Genomic DNA, 14,635 nt, shown 5'->3' with positions numbered 1-14,635 from the left:
AGCTTGTCCTCGTGGTAGGTTCCACGTCCGCGCGTGGACAGGCCACGCGAGCGCGACTGTCCGTCGCGCTCGCGGCCTTTGAGTCCGGCTTTCACGTAGAGTTCGTCGATTTCGACAGGGCCTTCCAACGAAGGTCGAGGCGCGTCCAGCGCTCGCAGGAAGCGCTGGACGCGGCGGTAGACGGTTTTGTAGGCGACATCGATCTCAACGTCGAGTTGTCGGATGCTGGTGTTCAGCCGGATGTAGGTGTAGAGAGCGAGGAACCACTTCCTGAGAGCGACCGAGGAGTGCTCGAAGACCGTGCCTGTCTGATCGTTGAACGTGCGGTCGCAATTCTTACAGCGGTATCGCTGAAACACTCGATAGCTGCCGTACTGAATCACGGATTCAGCACGGCAGCGTGGGCAATAGACGCCGTTTCGCCAGCGAATCTGCCCCAGCAGGTTCGCGGCTCGACGCTCCGAGACGAACGTCTCGATAGGCATCATGGTTCGTCGGGTGACGCAGCCGCCTCACCCTTGCCCGCTGTGACTCCCAGCTACTGCTGAGAACTGACCAACAATTCTCTACCCAAGAGCGTTGTAGTTTGTCCTGTCGAGAGACTATGGCAGACAGTGGTGGCAATCAGCAGCAAACGACTCGTATTCAGCAATCGAGCCAACCATCGTTTGTCATTCGTGCGCTGTGGTACTTGCTCGTCGGGTGGTGGGCAACGGGCATCTGGCTCGGAATAGCCTGGCTACTGAACCTCACCATCATCGGCATCCCACTCGGGATTAAGATGATCAACATGGTTCCGAAGGTACTGACGCTCAAAAGCACGCAGAACACCCAGATCGTCACTATCGGCGACACCGGAAGTAGCGTCGAAGTTCACGGACCGAGTCAGCGAAGTCTCGTCGTGAGAGGGGTGTATTTCCTCTTGGTCGGGTGGTGGGCAAGCGGCATTTGGATGGCGCTTGCGTGGCTCGTCTCATTGACGATCGTCGGGTTGCCGCTGGCGATATGGATGTACAATATGCTCCCGGCAATCGTCTCGCTGTATCGATACTGAGCAATACTCGCCAGCGATTCGGCCCCTCTCGCTAGCCGATCAGACCACAATTTGTGATTTGAGAAGGCTTACCTCAGTCCCCTCGCAACACTTGCCCATGAGTTCGGTTCCCGAACGCGGCGAGATCGACACCGAGTACACGTGGGATTTGGGCGACCTCTTCGCCTCGGACGAGGCGTGGGAAGACGCCTTCGACGCGGTCGAGGCACGCCTCGACGACCTCGCGGCCTACGAGGGGCGGACGACGGAGAGCGCCGCGACCCTGCTCGCAACGCTCGAAACCCGCGAGGAACTCATGCGCGAGGTCGCGAGCGTCGCCGCCTACGCCAAGCTCCGCAGCGACGAGGACACCACCGACCAACACTACCAGGCGCTCGCCTCGCGGTCGGGGACGCTCGCCACCGACGCCCGGAGCGCGGCGAGTTTTATCGAACCCGAACTCCAGGACTGCACGCGCGAGGAGCTCGACGCGATGGTCGACGAGGAACCCGAACTCGCGACCTACGAGCACTACTTCGATGACGTGCTCCGGATGAAACCCCACACCCGCTCGGCCGAGATCGAGGAGCTCCTCGCGGATCTCAGCGAGGTCACTGGCGGGGCGAGCGAGGTCTACAGCCTGCTCACCAACGCCGACATGGAGTTCCCCACGGTCGAGGATTCCGACGGTGATCCCGTCGAGATCTCGCTGAGCAACTTCACGACCCTCCAGAAACGCCCCGACCGCGACTTCCGTCGGGAGGTCCACGAGGAGTTCTACGACGAGTGGAGCGAGGTCCGGAACGCGGTCGGGACGGCCCACCACAACAGCGTGAAGGCGGACGTCAAACTCGCCGAAGCCCGCAACTACGACACCGCACGCGAGGCCTCGCTCGACGGCGCGAACATTCCGGTTTCGGTGTACGACACCCTGATCGACACGGTTCACGACAACCTCGACCTGTTGCAGCGCCACGCCGACCTCAAACAGGAGGCGCTCGGCGTCGACGAGCTCCAGATGTGGGACGTCTACATGCCGCTGGCCGACGACGAGAGCCCCGACGTGTCCTACGAGGAGGCCGAAGAACACGTCATCGAGGCGGTCGCGCCGCTCGGCGAGGACTACCAGAACCGGCTCGCGGAGGGTCTCGATTCCCGGTGGGTCGACGTCTACGAGAACGTGGGCAAGCAGTCGGGGGCCTACTCTGGAGGGACGTACGACTCCCAGCCGTACATCCTGATGAACTATCAGGACGACATCGACTCGATGTACACCCTGGCCCACGAGCTCGGCCACTCGTTGCACACCCAGCTCGCGAGCGAGACCCAGCCCTACGTGTATGGCGGCTACGAGATCTTCGTCGCCGAAGTCGCCTCCACAGTCAACGAGGCGCTCCTGACGAACCACCTGCTCGATACCGTCGAGGACGAACGGTTCCGCCGCCACGTGCTGAACGAGTATCTCGAACGGTTCCGATCGACGCTCTTTCGCCAGACGATGTTCGCGGAGTTCGAGAAGAAAACCCACGAGCTGGTCGAGGCGGGCGAGGCGCTCACCCCGGATCGGCTCGACGATATCTATCGCGGCCTGAAGGAGGAGTACTACGCGACGAGCGTCGTCGACGACCGGATCGCCCGCGAGTGGATGCGGATTCCCCACTTCTACCGGGCGTTCTACGTCTACCAGTACTCCACCGGGATCTCGGCGGCGGTCGCGCTCGCCGAGAGCATCCAGGAGGACGGCGAGGCTGCCGCGAAACCCTACCGGAAGTTCCTCGAATCCGGCTCACACGGATACCCCATCGATCTCCTCCGAGAGGCCGGCGTCGACATGACGACCGCCGACCCGATCGAGGCGGCGCTTGCGGCCTACGACGACGCACTCAGCGAGTTCGCGGCGCTGTCCTGAGGCCCATAATTCTCCCGAACCCAAAGGGACTTTTAACGCACGGCCCCTACCTTCGGGTATCGAATGTCACACAGCCCGTCCCTCCCGGACCGTCCCCGGCTCGATCTCGACCCCGAACTCACGGACGCCGAGCAGGTGTCGGCGCTCGACGAGCATCTCGCGGAGATCGCGCAGGTCCACGACGAGCTGGCCGAGCGACTCGACGACGCCGAGGCGCGCCGCGAGGAGCTCGAGAGCGAGGCGGGGCGGCTCCAGCGCGAGAACGAGACGCTCAAAACCTCCTCGCTGTACGTCGCCACGGTCGAGGAGCTGACCGACGAGGGTGCGATCGTGCGCCAGCACGGCAACAACCAGGAGGTGCTGACCGAGATCTCTCCGACGCTCGAAGAGGAGATCGGCAACGGTGATCGGGTTGCGGTCAACGATTCGTTCAGTGTGCAGCAGACCCTGTCGAGCGAGACCGACGCGCGCGCCCAGGCGATGCAGGTCGATACCCGCCCGCAGGTCACCTACGGCGACATCGGCGGGATCGACGACCAGATCCGCGAGGTACGCGAGGCCGTCGAACTCCCCCTGAAGAGCCCCGAACGGTTCGATACCGTGGGGATCGAGCCGCCGACCGGCGTGTTGCTCCACGGCCCGCCGGGCACGGGCAAGACGATGCTCGCGAAGGCGGTCGCGAACGGCACCGACGCCACCTTCATCAAGATGGCGGGCTCGGAGCTCGTCCGAAAGTTCATCGGCGAGGGCGCACGCCTCGTCCGGGACCTGTTCGAGCTCGCGAACGAGCACGAACCTGCCGTGATCTTCATCGACGAGCTCGACGCGGTCGCCGCCAAACGCACCGACTCGAAGACCTCTGGCGACGCCGAGGTCCAGCGCACGATGATGCAGCTGCTGAACGAGATGGACGGGTTCGACGAGCGCGGTGACGTCTCGATCATCGCCGCGACGAACCGCTTCGACATGCTCGATCCTGCGATCCTCCGGCCCGGCCGGTTCGACCGGCTCATCGAGGTTCCCGAACCCGACGCCGAGGGTCGCGAACAGATCTTCCAGATCCACACCCGCGGGACGACCCTCGACGACGACGTCGACTTCGAAGCACTCGCCGAACTGACCGCGGGACGGAGCGGCGCGGAGATCGAGAGTCTCGCGACCGAGGCCGGGATGTTCGCGATCCGCGAGGAGCGCACCGAGGTCGAGATGGACGACTTCGAGGCGGCCCTGGAGAAAGTCACGGACGACGACACCGCGGCCGAGCCGATCGCGTTCCACTGACGGCAGGCCGGGAGGCTGCCGACGGATCGATCCGAGAACCTCGTCCCGAAATCACAACCCTTCTCGCCCGCGCACCACTCCGTCAGACCATGAGCACGATCAGAATCGTCGCCGGCACGGGTCGAGGCCCGACGGCGATGGCGTCGTACGACACGGCGCTCGCCGATGCAGGAGTTCACAACTACAACCTCGTGTCTGTCTCCTCGATGATCCCCGCCGGTAGCGATATCGAACGTCACGACACTGCGCCCGATCTCGGCCCGGTGGGCGAGCGTCTCACCGTGGTCGAGGCGCGCGCCACGGTCGAAGCGCGCGCAACCGATGGGGCGGCGAGCGTGACGGGCAGCGCCGCGACCGACGACGTGGAACCGGCGGACGCGACCGCGGCCACTGCCGGACTCGGCTGGTCGGTCGCGGACGCGGGTCGCGGGATCTTCTACGAAGCGTCGGGGGCCGATCCGGAGACCGTCCGCGAGACGGTCTCAACGGGGTTGGCGGCGGGTCGGGACCTCCGCGAGTGGTCGTTCGACGACGAGGCGATCGTGATCGAAACCGTCGACAGTACGGCCGATGAGAACGATTCCGGACGGTTCGTGACGGCGATCGTGCTCGCGGTCTACGGCGAGAGCGAGCCGATCCTGTAGCGGGAGGTTTTTGACTGGGGCGCTCCTACCGTTCCTGTCCTTCTTATGAACGGAAACACGCCCTACGCGGGCCGGCCGGACGCGACCGCCGCTGGGCAGCGCGCGAGCGCCGATATTCCAGAGCTCTCGGCCGACGAGCGTCGTGAGCTCCGCGCCGGGCTCGATACGGTGGCGGCCCGGACCCGCGAGTTCCTCCCCGACGAGTACGTCGTCGGCGCACAGATCGTCGCCGGCACCAACGGTCCCGAAGGAACGATCGCGGTCCAGCCGCCCGTCGGCCCGGCCGTGAGCGCCGGATTCACTCCGGACGCCGAAGAGCTCGTCGACGGCATCCCCGACGAGGACCGCGACGAGGTCGCCCACCAGCTCGCCGCGACCGCCGCGCTCCAGGTCAAACAGGCCGTCGAGGACGCGATCGCGCCGGTCGCGCAGTAATCGTAATCGCTGCGAGTTGGGTTATACGGTCACCCTCGGAGTGATCGTTGAGAGCTGATTTATTCGACCCGCTCAGGCCACCAACACGCCGAGTCGTGGGTCGATGACGACGACTGATTGCACATCGACACCGACGAAACCCGCCTGATTATCGATCCACGGTGAGTCCTCTTGCTGACACCCTGTCAGAAACTAAGTGGTTATTGACAAAGTTATGGTATCGGGTTGTCCTTGATACTGAGAGACTGAGCTAGTAGTCTCAGATTCGTTCTGTCTTGAAGGACTACGGAGCCGTTGTTCGGTCTGCTGAAGCGTCCTCTGGCCGGTCGTTATTCCTCGGTGTTTCGTGGACGACGACTGTGTTGCCAAGACGGTCACCGATCCGCTGTCGCTTGTCCGTGGCCGACATTGCAATGAATCCGATGAGAAAGTAGAAGAGAGAGTCAATTATGTAAAGTAGATTCCGCACCACTGAGGAACTCAGAGAACACGGGCTGCCGTCTTCTTCTACGACTTTGATGCCAAACAGTTTCTTTCCGATGGTGTATCCGTCCCAGAACCCCTCCAGTAAAAACCAGTAGAAAATGATGGCGGCGGAACCGATCAAAAATATAATGGCGCTGATTACGGCCCCTGCATTGCCACCCATTGCACCGCCAAGTCCGACTATTCCAAAGAACATGATTGCAAACATGATAGCCGTGATTATCTGGTCGACTATCTGGGCTCCGATTCTGGCACCGACAACGCTAGTGTCGTCCCGTGTCGGTGGGGTTGGATATCCTGCCATATCCGGACATCTGCAATAGGCCACTTAAACCTAGTGAACATACTGCTGTGCGAACGACACGCTCGGCGTTTGCCACTCGTGTCCCCGCCGCAGGTCTATCAAAATAAGTACGAACCGCGTCCACTACCGTCGACCGACAGCAAAACTCAGTTCGCGTACGCTCCACTTGGCGGATCGTAGAACAGCGCGTAGCCGAGCGTGGCGAGTGCAGGTACCATCGCGACCGCAAGCGCCGCCGGCAGCGACGCGCTCGACACGACGCCAACGGCCCAGCCCGCGACGAGCAGCACGGGCAGAACGAGGAGCACGAGGTCCGCTGGCGCGACCGTCGGCCGGCGCTCGCGGATGAGTTCGACGACCGACTCACCGTCGTCGCGCTGGCTGGAGCGAGTCATCGTTCACGTCGCACTGACTCGTGCCGGCTAATTAAATATTATTACTGCGTGTGCAACCCGGACTACTTCCCCCAGAAGGGGTCGCGCTGGCGGTGTTTGTCGAGATAGATGTGCAGCGCTTCGAGCTCGTCGGCCGGAATGTCGTCGGTGAGCTCCTGTTCGAGCACTTTCGCGTGTTTCTCGGGGATCTCCGACCACAGCTCGTCGCCCTCCTCGATCTGGCGACCCACCGTGGGGCCGTCGATGGCGACGCTGACGCGCTCTCCCGCGCGGGCCTGATCGACGTCCTCACCCTGCTCTTGGATCCCCTTGACCTGGCCGAGGCGCTCGGGCTGGTTGCCCTCGAAGTTCACCACCCGCGAGTTCTGCTTCAGCGTGCCCGTCAGGACTTCGACGCCGACCACAGCGGGATCGTTCTGGCGGAAGGTGTGATCCGGAAGGAGCTGGAATCGGGCGGGGCGGGCGATGTTGTCGAGGATCGCGTCCTGCTGGGCGCGCTCGCGCTCCTCGATGAACTCCTCGTACTCCTCGACCAACCGATAGATCACGTCGCTTTCGAAGATCCGGACATCCTCGACATCGGCCCGGTCGGCGGCATCGTCGAGCACATCGATCCCGAAGGCCATCACGGTCTCGTGGCGTTCCTCGTCGGCGGTGCTCGCCACCGTGACATCGCGCGGCGCGACGTCGCCGACCTCCGCGCGCACGATCGGGATTTCAGCCTCGTCGAGCGCGTCCGCAACTGCTTCCAAGCTGCCGAGCGTGTCGGCCTTGACCACGACGCCCTGCTCCTCGGTGGTGACACCGAGCGCGGCGAGTTCGGCCTCGACTTCCTCCACGATGTCCTCGCGCTGGCGGTTCCTGAGCACCCGGACCGGCGCGCCCGCCATCGCGCTATCGAGATCGGGTGCGGCGATCTTCAGCCCCGCCGCCGCGGTCACCGACTCGACCTCCTCGAATCGCTTTTCGGTGCGGATCTCGGCGAGCGGCCGGGGCTGGAGCAGCGCGCGCACGTCGGTCACGATCGGATCGCCCGTCCCGCCGACCACGATCGTGTCGTCCGCCGTCACCGTGCCGTCGTAGAGCACCACGTCGATCGCCGTCCCAAACCCTTTCTGCTCTTTGACCTCCAACACTGTGCCTGCGCCCGGCCCGTCGACATCGATCGCCATCGCGTCCTTGAGATAGCGCTGGGAGAGACCCATCAGCACGGTGAGAAGGTCGGGGACGCCCTCGCCGGTTTCGGCGCTGACGGGAACGACGCCGACGTTGTTGGCGAAGTTCTGGACGCGCCAGTACATGTCCGCCGAGAAGTCGTGATCGGAGAGGTCGCCGATGAGGTCGTAGAGGCGTTCGTCGAGCGTCGAGCGCGCACGGTCGGACTGGGCGTCGTAGCTCCCCTGGATCGGGGTGTTCTCCTGTGGGTTCCAACCCGGCGTCGTGTCGACCTTGTTCGCCGCCACGACGAACGGCGTCTCGGTCCGCTGGAGGATGTCGATCGCCTCGATGGTCTGGGGCTGGAACCCGTCGTTGACGTCGATCACGAGGATCGCGATATCCGCGAGCGCCCCACCCCGAGAGCGCAGCGTCGAGAAGGAGTGGTGGCCCGGCGTGTCGATGAACAGCAGGCCGGGAAGGTCGAAGTCGGTCGGATCGACCAGCGAGCCCGCGATCTCGGAGACGGTTTCGAGCGGGACGGCGGTCGCGCCGATGTGCTGGGTGATCGCGCCCGCCTCGCCATCGATCACCGTCGAGCCCCGGATCCGATCGAGCAGGCTGGTCTTGCCGTGGTCGACGTGACCGAGCACGGCGACGATCGGTGTTCGAAGCGTCTCACCAGTAGAATCGGCCGCGTCGGCGTCCGTGTGTGTCTCAGACATCTATCTCACCCGAGAGAAACTCGTTGTGTGATACAGCCGACGGCCGTAGTTAAGTTCGTCGTCACGCGGGTCGTGCCGATCGCGGCGATCCATCGCGTTCGCGACTCGGAGCCTCCGTGGTGTTTATAATGACAGCCCCCAGTAGACCGGGTATGCCGGACGTACTCGCACGGAGCCTGCTCGACAAGGCCGTCATGGGCTCGGATGGAACCGAACTCGGCACGCTCTCGACCGTAACGCTCGACTCCGAGACGGGACAGCTCCACGACCTCGTCATCACGCCCCGAAACGAGGCCGAGGGGCAGATCGACCTCGAACGCGACGACGAGGGCCGGTACACGGTCCCGATCGGCAGCGTCCAGGCGGTCAAAGACCACATCGTCGTCGGTCGGTGATGGAACTCTTAGACGCCTCGGCGTTCATCCACGAGTACGACGCCGACGGAGACATCGCGACGATCCCCGCGGTCGAAGCCGAACTCGACGGCGAGAGCGCCTACCGCTTCGACGCGCTCGAAGGCGGCGGAATGTACATCCACGTCCCCGAGGAGGCGGTCGTCGAACGGGTCGAACGCACCGCCCGCGAGAGCGGCGACGCGGCGGAGCTCTCGACCACCGACGTCCGACTCCTCGCGGCCGCATTCGAACTCGATGCACGACTCGTGACCGACGACTACGCGATGCAGAACGTCGCCAAGCGCCTCGACGTGCGGATCGAACTCATCGCGCGCGAGGGGATCACCGAGGAACGCGACTGGGAGTTCCAGTGTGCGGGCTGTGGCCGCGAGTTCGACGAGAACAAGGATCGGTGTCCGATCTGCGGCAGCGATCTCGCCCGGAAGAACCCCTCGTAGCCGCGACGAGCTGTTTTCGACCTACAGCAGCGCGGGCGCGCTCCCGGTCGCATCCACCCACTGGATCGCGAACAGGGTAGCGTTGTAGAGCCCGTGGACGACGATCGGCACGAGGAGGTTCTGTGTGCGTTCGTAGATCCCGCCGAGAACCACGCCGAGCAGCGCCGCGACGACGACGTACGCCAGCTGTCCGGTGCCGCCGCCGATGAGTGCGATCAGGTGGACCGCCCCGAACAGCGCGCTCGCGATCCCGACCGCGACCGCCGGGCCGAACGCCCGCCGGAGCAGCCCCTGGGCGGCCCCCCGGAAGACGAGCTCCTCGAAGGGCGCGACGAACAGCAACGTGACCGGGATCATGTAGAGGAACACGACCGGGTTCTCGCGGCCCATCGCGATGACCTGGTTCGTGGCGGGCACGATCCCGAACTGCGAGAGGACGGCACTGACGCCGGTCGAGAGAGTCAAGAGAGTGACGACACCGGCGACGATCCAGCCGACGCCCCGGAGATCGATCGCACGCGCCCGCAGCACCGACCACGCGTCGGCGAGTGTGAGATACGCGGCGACCGCGATCCCGAAGCCGACGAACTGAGCGATCGAGCGGACGATGTAGTTGAGCGTGGTATCGAACCCGGCGATCCCCGTCTCGATGAGCACGGTGGACGCAAGCGACGCGGCGACGCTCCCGAGGAGAACGGCGAGCGCGATGACGGTGACCGCCGACAGAAGATCGAGGAGCGCGCTTTGTCCATCGACACCCGCAGATTCGCGGTGATCCGACGCCATACGTTGCGCAGGCTTGGAACGCCGGGCGAATACGTCCTCCGATCTTTCGTCGATCGTAGCGGTCTCCGGTCGACGTCGGTCACGCGGTCACTCGACGACGAGTTCGGTCTTCTCGTCCACGGCGTCGGCCTCCGCGAACTCGCCGCCGCCGAGCAGCCCGCGCGCCGCGCGCTTGCCCCACTCGACCGCGGGTTGGTTGAACGTCTCGATCCCGTAGAGTTCGCCCGCGAGAACGCAGGCGGCCTCCATCGTGTAGAGCAGTTCCCCAACCGCGCGCTCGTCGAGCCGGTCGAGTTCGATGCGAACGGAGGGCCGGTCGGCGGCCGCGAGGCTGGCCTCGGTGGCGTCGAACTCCGCGTCGAGTAGATCGCCCAGACCTGTTCCGCCGAGGTAGGCGAGTTCCTCGCGGTCGGTGGCCGGGATCTCCCGATCGGGTCGCTCGCGCGGGCGGACCAGCGTCACGAGCGTGTTCGCCGGGCCCGCCCGGTAGCGCTGGAGCTGTGAGTGTTGGTCGGTCGCACCGAGCGCCCGGGTGGGGAGCTGGCCGAGACCGTCCTTCCCCAGACTTTCGGCCCAGAGCTGGGCGAACCACTCCGCGAACGGCTCCAAGGACTCGGCGTAGGGCATCATCGCGTTGACCGCCGCCCCCCGCACGTCGAGCGCGTACGCGATCGCGCCGTAGGCGTAGGCGGGTGTGTCGAACAGCGACCCCGAGAGGTCGGCCGCGCGCCGGCTGCCGTCGAGCACGGCTTCGATGTCGTGGCCGCGGATCGCTGCCGGGACGAGACCCACAGCGGAGAGTGCAGAGAAGCGACCCGGCACGCCGTCAGGAACGGTGAGTGCGGGCAGGTCGTGAGTCTCGGCGAGGTCGCGGAGCGGGCCCGATTCGCCGGTGGTCACCACCGTCCGATCGGTCCAGTCGACGCCCGCCGCGTCGTACGCTGCACGGGCCACGAGGAAGTTCGCCAGCGTCTCGGCGGTCGTTCCAGAGCGCGAAACGACGTTGATGACTGTGTCGTCGAGCGGAAGCGCGTCGAGGGTGCGCGAGACGTGTTCGGGATCGACGTTGTCCAGCGTGTGAACATTGGAATCGCCGAGCGCGCCAGCGATCGTGGCTGCACCGAGCGCGCTCCCCCCGATTCCGACCACGAGGACGTGTTCGGCCCCCTGAAGGGGAGCGACCGCCTCAGTGATCGCGTCGGGATCAGTAGTGTGCGGGAGGTTCAGCGCGGCGTAGCCGAACTCGTCGGCATCGCGGCCGCGTTCGATCCGGTCGTGGCAGATCGCGACTCGGTCGTCGAGCCGGGAGAGTGCGTCCCGCGAGATGCCCGGACTGGCCTCGGCGGCGAGCGCGTTGCCGATATCGATTTGCATAGGTGGGGTGGCTCACCCCGTGGTAAAGTCGTTGTCGACCGCGGCGCTTAATCGCCCGGCCGCCCGAGTTTCGGCATGGCCGACGGCTCCGGTACGGTAGAGGGCTCCGAGAGGACCGACGGGGTCGGCGAACACGGCGACGACGAGACGACGTACTCGGGACTGCTGACCGCGATCCCCTACGCGTTTCGCACGAGTCGCTCCCGGCTGTTCAGGGGATATGCGGCCGTCGGGACGCTCGCAACCATCCTGGTGACGGTGTTGATGACGCTCGCACTCGTCACGGTGTTCGGCGCGACCGCGACCGGGACGGGCGGCGGGTCGCTGACCCTCTCGCGGGCGTTTTACGTGGTCGTCGGGCTGTTCGTGGTCGGGCCGATGCTCGCACCGATCCTCCTGGTCGCGCGACGACACCGCCGCGAGGGGTCGACGGCGCGCTACGACGCGGCGCTCGGACTCGCCGGGTTCGTCTACTTCGGCTCGCTGTATCTGGGACTGCTGATCTCGGTGCCACCGGGCCAGCAGGAGTCCGTCAACGGGGCGTTCGCACCGCTCGTGGAGTGGTTCTACACGCTCCCCCAGCTCGCCGGCCTCGCGCCCCCGGTGCTCGCCGCGGTGCTGATCTGGGTGGCCCACCGACTCACACGCTGATACCAACTGCCACCCGCAACGCGACCGGAAAGCCTCAATCCATCGGCGGCCGAAGCGTCGGTATGGCAAAGCACGGAACCTTTCTCGTCACGCACGCCGACGACGATTCGGCGGTGTTGAAGGATACTGCGGACGGCCAGGTCCACACGCTCGCCACGAACCCCGATCCGGGTGGCGACGAACTGGTAGCAGGTGAGGCGATCGAGGCCACCATCGCGCCCGAACCGCCCATGGAAGTGGCGTGGGAACTCCGCGAGATCGACGACCGACGATCGCTGACCGTCGAACGGAGCCCCGAACCGCCGACGACCCAGGAGCGAGAGATCGGTGCCGATCAGGAGGCAGGCGATCTCACCCGACGCGATCGGGCTGGTGTCGGCGAGATTCACGTGCTCACCGTACCGCCTGAACGGACCGAAGCCGCAGTTGAGGACGTGGTGGATGACGAGGCGACGCTGGTGCGGGCGGCCGATCTCGGCGTCGTGCGCGTCGAAGTCCGATCTGACGATGAGGACGGTGTGGTGAGCGTGCGCTACATGCCCTGAGTGAGTGTCACGTCAACAGAAAGCTTATTCGAAGGGGATCGAAATCAGAGATCAGTCACGCATGGATCGAAGGAAAATCGTGGCGGGACTGCTCGTCACGGCGATCTGTCTGCTCGCGGTGGGCGCGTTCTCGACGGCGGCCACCGCACAGTACGACCCGGTGAACGAAACCGAACCGAACGACGACCGGGAGAGCGCGACAGCCATCGAAGAACGACGGTTCGTCGAGGGAGTTGCGAACGAGTCGGACGAGGACTGGTTCAGCTTCGATGCCCGAGCCGGCCATGCGATCAGAGTGACTGGTGGCATGGGGATGGGATCCGCCGATCTCACGCTGTACGGCCCGAACGGCAACCAGCTCGGCAGCGGCAACACCGGCGGAACGGAGGACAACGCCGTCATCGGCGTCACAGCACCAACGGATGGCACGTACTACGTTCGGGCCAGCGGAGTGGATGAGTACAAACAGGGATATAATTTCGCCGTCGCAACCACGCCCCCGGATAGGTTCGAGCCGAACGACGACCGGCAGGGAGCACCGTCAGTCGATCCGGACACGACGGTTTCGGGGACGATCGTCAATACGACGAACGCCCGTGACGAGGACTGGTTCGCGGTCGAGGCGGACGCGGGCGAGAACGTCTTCGCAACCGTCGGTTTGAACGACACCGGCGCTGAGTTCGGGCAGAACGTCCGCGTCGGAATCTACGACGCCGAAGGGAACCGGGTCGGCGAGTTCGGCAGCTCCTCCACCACGATAGACGGGCTCGACGTACGAGGGAACACGACCGAGCAGTTCTCGTCGTCGGCCGACGCCGGGGATCGATACGCCGTCTCCGAACCCGGAACGTACTACGTCCGTGTCTCCGCCGCCGAGACCCGCCTCACCGGCTTCACCGGGTACGACCTCACGATCAACGTGGGCGAGGGACGGTTGGGGGGAGCGCCGGTTCCCCCGGAGAACGAACTCCAGCAGGCGGCCGAGAAGCTGGCCCCGAACGCACAACAGGAGAGCGAACCGAACGGCGAGGCGACGGACGCAACACAGATCGCCCGCCCCACCGTCAGGGGCGTGGCCACCCTGAACGACACCGATTACTTCACACTCGATGTCGAAGAGGGCGAAGAGATTTCGCTCGAAGCAACCCTCGCAGACGGAGCGAACTACGGTGCGCTGTCGGTGGATCTACGCACGCCCGACGGAAACACGATAGTTAGCGGGAGTACGGTCGATCCCGGCACATCCGCCACCATCGCCGACGAAGCTGCCGAACGGAGCGGAAAATATCTGGTCACAGTGCGGCCGGCCGAAGGAGTCGGTCCGTATGGATTGACACGACCGAACGCATACGCGCTGAACGTCGAGCCGAGTCCCGAGAGTGAGTCGAGCGGCCCCACGTCACTCGTCATCATCGGCGGCAGTCCGGATGACAAGGTCACGTACAGAGTGGGCTTCGATGGCAGCGTCGAACGCAGCGGCGCAAGCCACGGCGCACCGATCGACGACGATGGCGTCACCGTCGACAGGGACGTCGACGAAATCGGTAACTCGCGAATCGACGGTCGGCTCGGCGGTGGCGGCGACGCCTATCTCGTCGACGGCTCGATTACGGGCCTCGAACTCGACGGCGACGCACAGGTGTTCATCGACGGCGAGGAGGTCGATCCGGACTCGCTTGGTAGCGTTCCCGATGAGGAAACCGCAACGCCGACCCCGACACCGACAGCCACGCCAACTCCCACACCCACCGCAACCGCCACGCCGACGCCAACCGCGACTGCCACCCCGACACAGACACCGACTGCGACCGCAACAGCGACAGAGACCACAACAGCCACCGAGACCGCAACACAACGCCCGACCACGGAACCGACGACGACCGAAACCACGCGAGCGGCGACCACGACCACGAACGCCAGCGGCGAGGTCGTCGGCAGTACTGCGACTGAGACGACCACATCGACCGGCCCTGGCTTCGGCTTCGTGGGCGCACTACTCGCGGCGATCGTGGCCACCGTGCTCGCGGTCCGGAAGCGCTGACCGGACGTCGATTAGGCG

16 protein-coding genes are annotated in these 14,635 nt (G+C 65.1%); 10 read left to right on the top strand and 6 right to left on the bottom strand.

Annotated elements, in window-relative coordinates; translation table 11 throughout:
* The coding region (locus tag PHA81_RS17445; protein WP_273837768.1) for an IS1 family transposase at window positions 1–488 on the bottom strand (488 nt) is incomplete at its 3' end.
* Window positions 489–604: 116 nt separating this feature from the next.
* Between PHA81_RS17445 and PHA81_RS17440 the strand changes: the two genes are divergently transcribed.
* From PHA81_RS17440 to PHA81_RS17420, 5 genes are all read left to right on the top strand, one after another.
* Window positions 605–1,054, top strand: coding sequence for a YccF domain-containing protein (locus PHA81_RS17440; RefSeq protein ID WP_273837765.1), 450 nt, complete (start codon window positions 605–607; stop codon window positions 1,052–1,054).
* A 97-nt stretch (window positions 1,055–1,151) separates the two neighbouring features.
* Window positions 1,152–2,942: an oligoendopeptidase F gene (pepF, locus tag PHA81_RS17435; RefSeq protein WP_005043485.1), complete on the top strand. Its 1,791-nt coding sequence runs from the start codon at window positions 1,152–1,154 to the stop codon at window positions 2,940–2,942.
* A gap of 63 nt (window positions 2,943–3,005) precedes the next feature.
* On the top strand, window positions 3,006–4,223 hold the full coding sequence (locus PHA81_RS17430) for a proteasome-activating nucleotidase (protein ID WP_005043486.1): 1,218 nt from the start codon (window positions 3,006–3,008) through the stop codon (window positions 4,221–4,223).
* Between the two features lie 89 nt (window positions 4,224–4,312).
* Window positions 4,313–4,867, top strand: coding sequence for a pyruvoyl-dependent arginine decarboxylase (locus tag PHA81_RS17425; RefSeq protein WP_005043487.1), 555 nt, complete (start codon window positions 4,313–4,315; stop codon window positions 4,865–4,867).
* A gap of 45 nt (window positions 4,868–4,912) precedes the next feature.
* Window positions 4,913–5,302 (top strand): DUF5811 family protein, encoded by a 390-nt coding sequence (locus tag PHA81_RS17420; RefSeq protein WP_005043488.1) that lies wholly within the window; start codon window positions 4,913–4,915, stop codon window positions 5,300–5,302.
* A 283-nt stretch (window positions 5,303–5,585) separates the two neighbouring features.
* Here the strand turns inward: PHA81_RS17420 and PHA81_RS17415 are convergent, their stop codons facing one another.
* The 3 genes from PHA81_RS17415 to infB form a co-directional block, all read right to left on the bottom strand.
* On the bottom strand, window positions 5,586–6,092 hold the full coding sequence (locus tag PHA81_RS17415; RefSeq protein WP_005043489.1) for an RDD family protein: 507 nt from the start codon (window positions 6,090–6,092) through the stop codon (window positions 5,586–5,588).
* A gap of 146 nt (window positions 6,093–6,238) precedes the next feature.
* Window positions 6,239–6,487 carry a hypothetical protein gene (locus PHA81_RS17410; RefSeq protein WP_005043490.1) on the bottom strand — a complete coding sequence of 83 codons (249 nt, stop codon included), beginning with the start codon at window positions 6,485–6,487 and terminating at the stop codon, window positions 6,239–6,241.
* Between the two features lie 62 nt (window positions 6,488–6,549).
* Window positions 6,550–8,367, bottom strand: a complete 1,818-nt coding sequence (infB, locus tag PHA81_RS17405) for a translation initiation factor IF-2 (protein WP_005043492.1) — start codon at window positions 8,365–8,367, stop codon at window positions 6,550–6,552.
* 152 nt (window positions 8,368–8,519) lie between these two features.
* On the opposite strand from infB, the gene PHA81_RS17400 reads away from it, so the two are divergent.
* Together PHA81_RS17400 and PHA81_RS17395 are read left to right on the top strand one after the other, a co-directional pair.
* Window positions 8,520–8,762: a PRC-barrel domain-containing protein gene (locus tag PHA81_RS17400; protein ID WP_005043494.1), complete on the top strand. Its 243-nt coding sequence runs from the start codon at window positions 8,520–8,522 to the stop codon at window positions 8,760–8,762.
* On the top strand, window positions 8,762–9,220 hold the full coding sequence (locus tag PHA81_RS17395; RefSeq protein WP_005043495.1) for an NOB1 family endonuclease: 459 nt from the start codon (window positions 8,762–8,764) through the stop codon (window positions 9,218–9,220). Before PHA81_RS17400 ends, PHA81_RS17395 begins: the two co-directional genes overlap by 1 nt.
* 21 nt (window positions 9,221–9,241) lie before the next feature.
* On the opposite strand, the gene PHA81_RS17390 is transcribed toward PHA81_RS17395, so the two are convergent.
* Entirely contained in the window at window positions 9,242–10,006 is a 765-nt protein-coding gene (locus PHA81_RS17390; protein ID WP_005043496.1) for a type II CAAX endopeptidase family protein, read from the bottom strand.
* Window positions 10,007–10,093: 87 nt separating this feature from the next.
* Window positions 10,094–11,380 carry a hypothetical protein gene (locus PHA81_RS17385; RefSeq protein ID WP_005043497.1) on the bottom strand — a complete coding sequence of 429 codons (1,287 nt, stop codon included), beginning with the start codon at window positions 11,378–11,380 and terminating at the stop codon, window positions 10,094–10,096.
* A gap of 75 nt (window positions 11,381–11,455) precedes the next feature.
* On the opposite strand from PHA81_RS17385, the gene PHA81_RS17380 reads away from it, so the two are divergent.
* The 3 genes from PHA81_RS17380 to PHA81_RS17370 all read left to right on the top strand — a co-directional run bounded on the left by PHA81_RS17380 (window position 11,456) and on the right by PHA81_RS17370 (window position 14,617).
* Complete coding sequence (locus tag PHA81_RS17380) at window positions 11,456–12,031, top strand: hypothetical protein (RefSeq protein WP_005043498.1); 576 nt, start codon at window positions 11,456–11,458, stop codon at window positions 12,029–12,031.
* Window positions 12,032–12,093: 62 nt separating this feature from the next.
* Complete coding sequence (locus tag PHA81_RS17375; protein WP_005043499.1) at window positions 12,094–12,576, top strand: DUF5812 family protein; 483 nt, start codon at window positions 12,094–12,096, stop codon at window positions 12,574–12,576.
* A gap of 61 nt (window positions 12,577–12,637) precedes the next feature.
* Window positions 12,638–14,617 (top strand): PPC domain-containing protein, encoded by a 1,980-nt coding sequence (locus tag PHA81_RS17370; RefSeq protein WP_005043500.1) that lies wholly within the window; start codon window positions 12,638–12,640, stop codon window positions 14,615–14,617.
* The last annotated feature ends 18 nt before the right edge of the window (window positions 14,618–14,635 follow it).

The sequence above is a fragment of the Halococcus sp. PRR34 genome (assembly GCF_028617175.1).
Lineage (GTDB): Archaea > Halobacteriota > Halobacteria > Halobacteriales > Halococcaceae > Halococcus > Halococcus salifodinae.
This window is presented reverse-complemented; position numbering and strand designations above follow the sequence as displayed.

Bases quoted from the DNA above. Each gene is read 5' to 3' on its own strand.
- PHA81_RS17440 (WP_273837765.1), top strand. From the start codon at position 605: ATGGCAGACAGTGGTGGCAATCAGCAGCAAACGACTCGTATTCAGCAA.
- pepF (WP_005043485.1), top strand. From the start codon at position 1,152: ATGAGTTCGGTTCCCGAACGCGGCGAGATCGACACCGAGTACACGTGG.
- PHA81_RS17430 (WP_005043486.1), top strand. From the start codon at position 3,006: ATGTCACACAGCCCGTCCCTCCCGGACCGTCCCCGGCTCGATCTCGAC.
- PHA81_RS17425 (WP_005043487.1), top strand. From the start codon at position 4,313: ATGAGCACGATCAGAATCGTCGCCGGCACGGGTCGAGGCCCGACGGCG.
- PHA81_RS17420 (WP_005043488.1), top strand. From the start codon at position 4,913: ATGAACGGAAACACGCCCTACGCGGGCCGGCCGGACGCGACCGCCGCT.
- PHA81_RS17415 (WP_005043489.1), bottom strand. From the start codon at position 6,092: ATGGCAGGATATCCAACCCCACCGACACGGGACGACACTAGCGTTGTC.
- PHA81_RS17410 (WP_005043490.1), bottom strand. From the start codon at position 6,487: ATGACTCGCTCCAGCCAGCGCGACGACGGTGAGTCGGTCGTCGAACTC.
- infB (WP_005043492.1), bottom strand. From the start codon at position 8,367: ATGTCTGAGACACACACGGACGCCGACGCGGCCGATTCTACTGGTGAG.
- PHA81_RS17400 (WP_005043494.1), top strand. From the start codon at position 8,520: ATGCCGGACGTACTCGCACGGAGCCTGCTCGACAAGGCCGTCATGGGC.
- PHA81_RS17395 (WP_005043495.1), top strand. From the start codon at position 8,762: ATGGAACTCTTAGACGCCTCGGCGTTCATCCACGAGTACGACGCCGAC.
- PHA81_RS17390 (WP_005043496.1), bottom strand. From the start codon at position 10,006: ATGGCGTCGGATCACCGCGAATCTGCGGGTGTCGATGGACAAAGCGCG.
- PHA81_RS17385 (WP_005043497.1), bottom strand. From the start codon at position 11,380: ATGCAAATCGATATCGGCAACGCGCTCGCCGCCGAGGCCAGTCCGGGC.
- PHA81_RS17380 (WP_005043498.1), top strand. From the start codon at position 11,456: ATGGCCGACGGCTCCGGTACGGTAGAGGGCTCCGAGAGGACCGACGGG.
- PHA81_RS17375 (WP_005043499.1), top strand. From the start codon at position 12,094: ATGGCAAAGCACGGAACCTTTCTCGTCACGCACGCCGACGACGATTCG.
- PHA81_RS17370 (WP_005043500.1), top strand. From the start codon at position 12,638: ATGGATCGAAGGAAAATCGTGGCGGGACTGCTCGTCACGGCGATCTGT.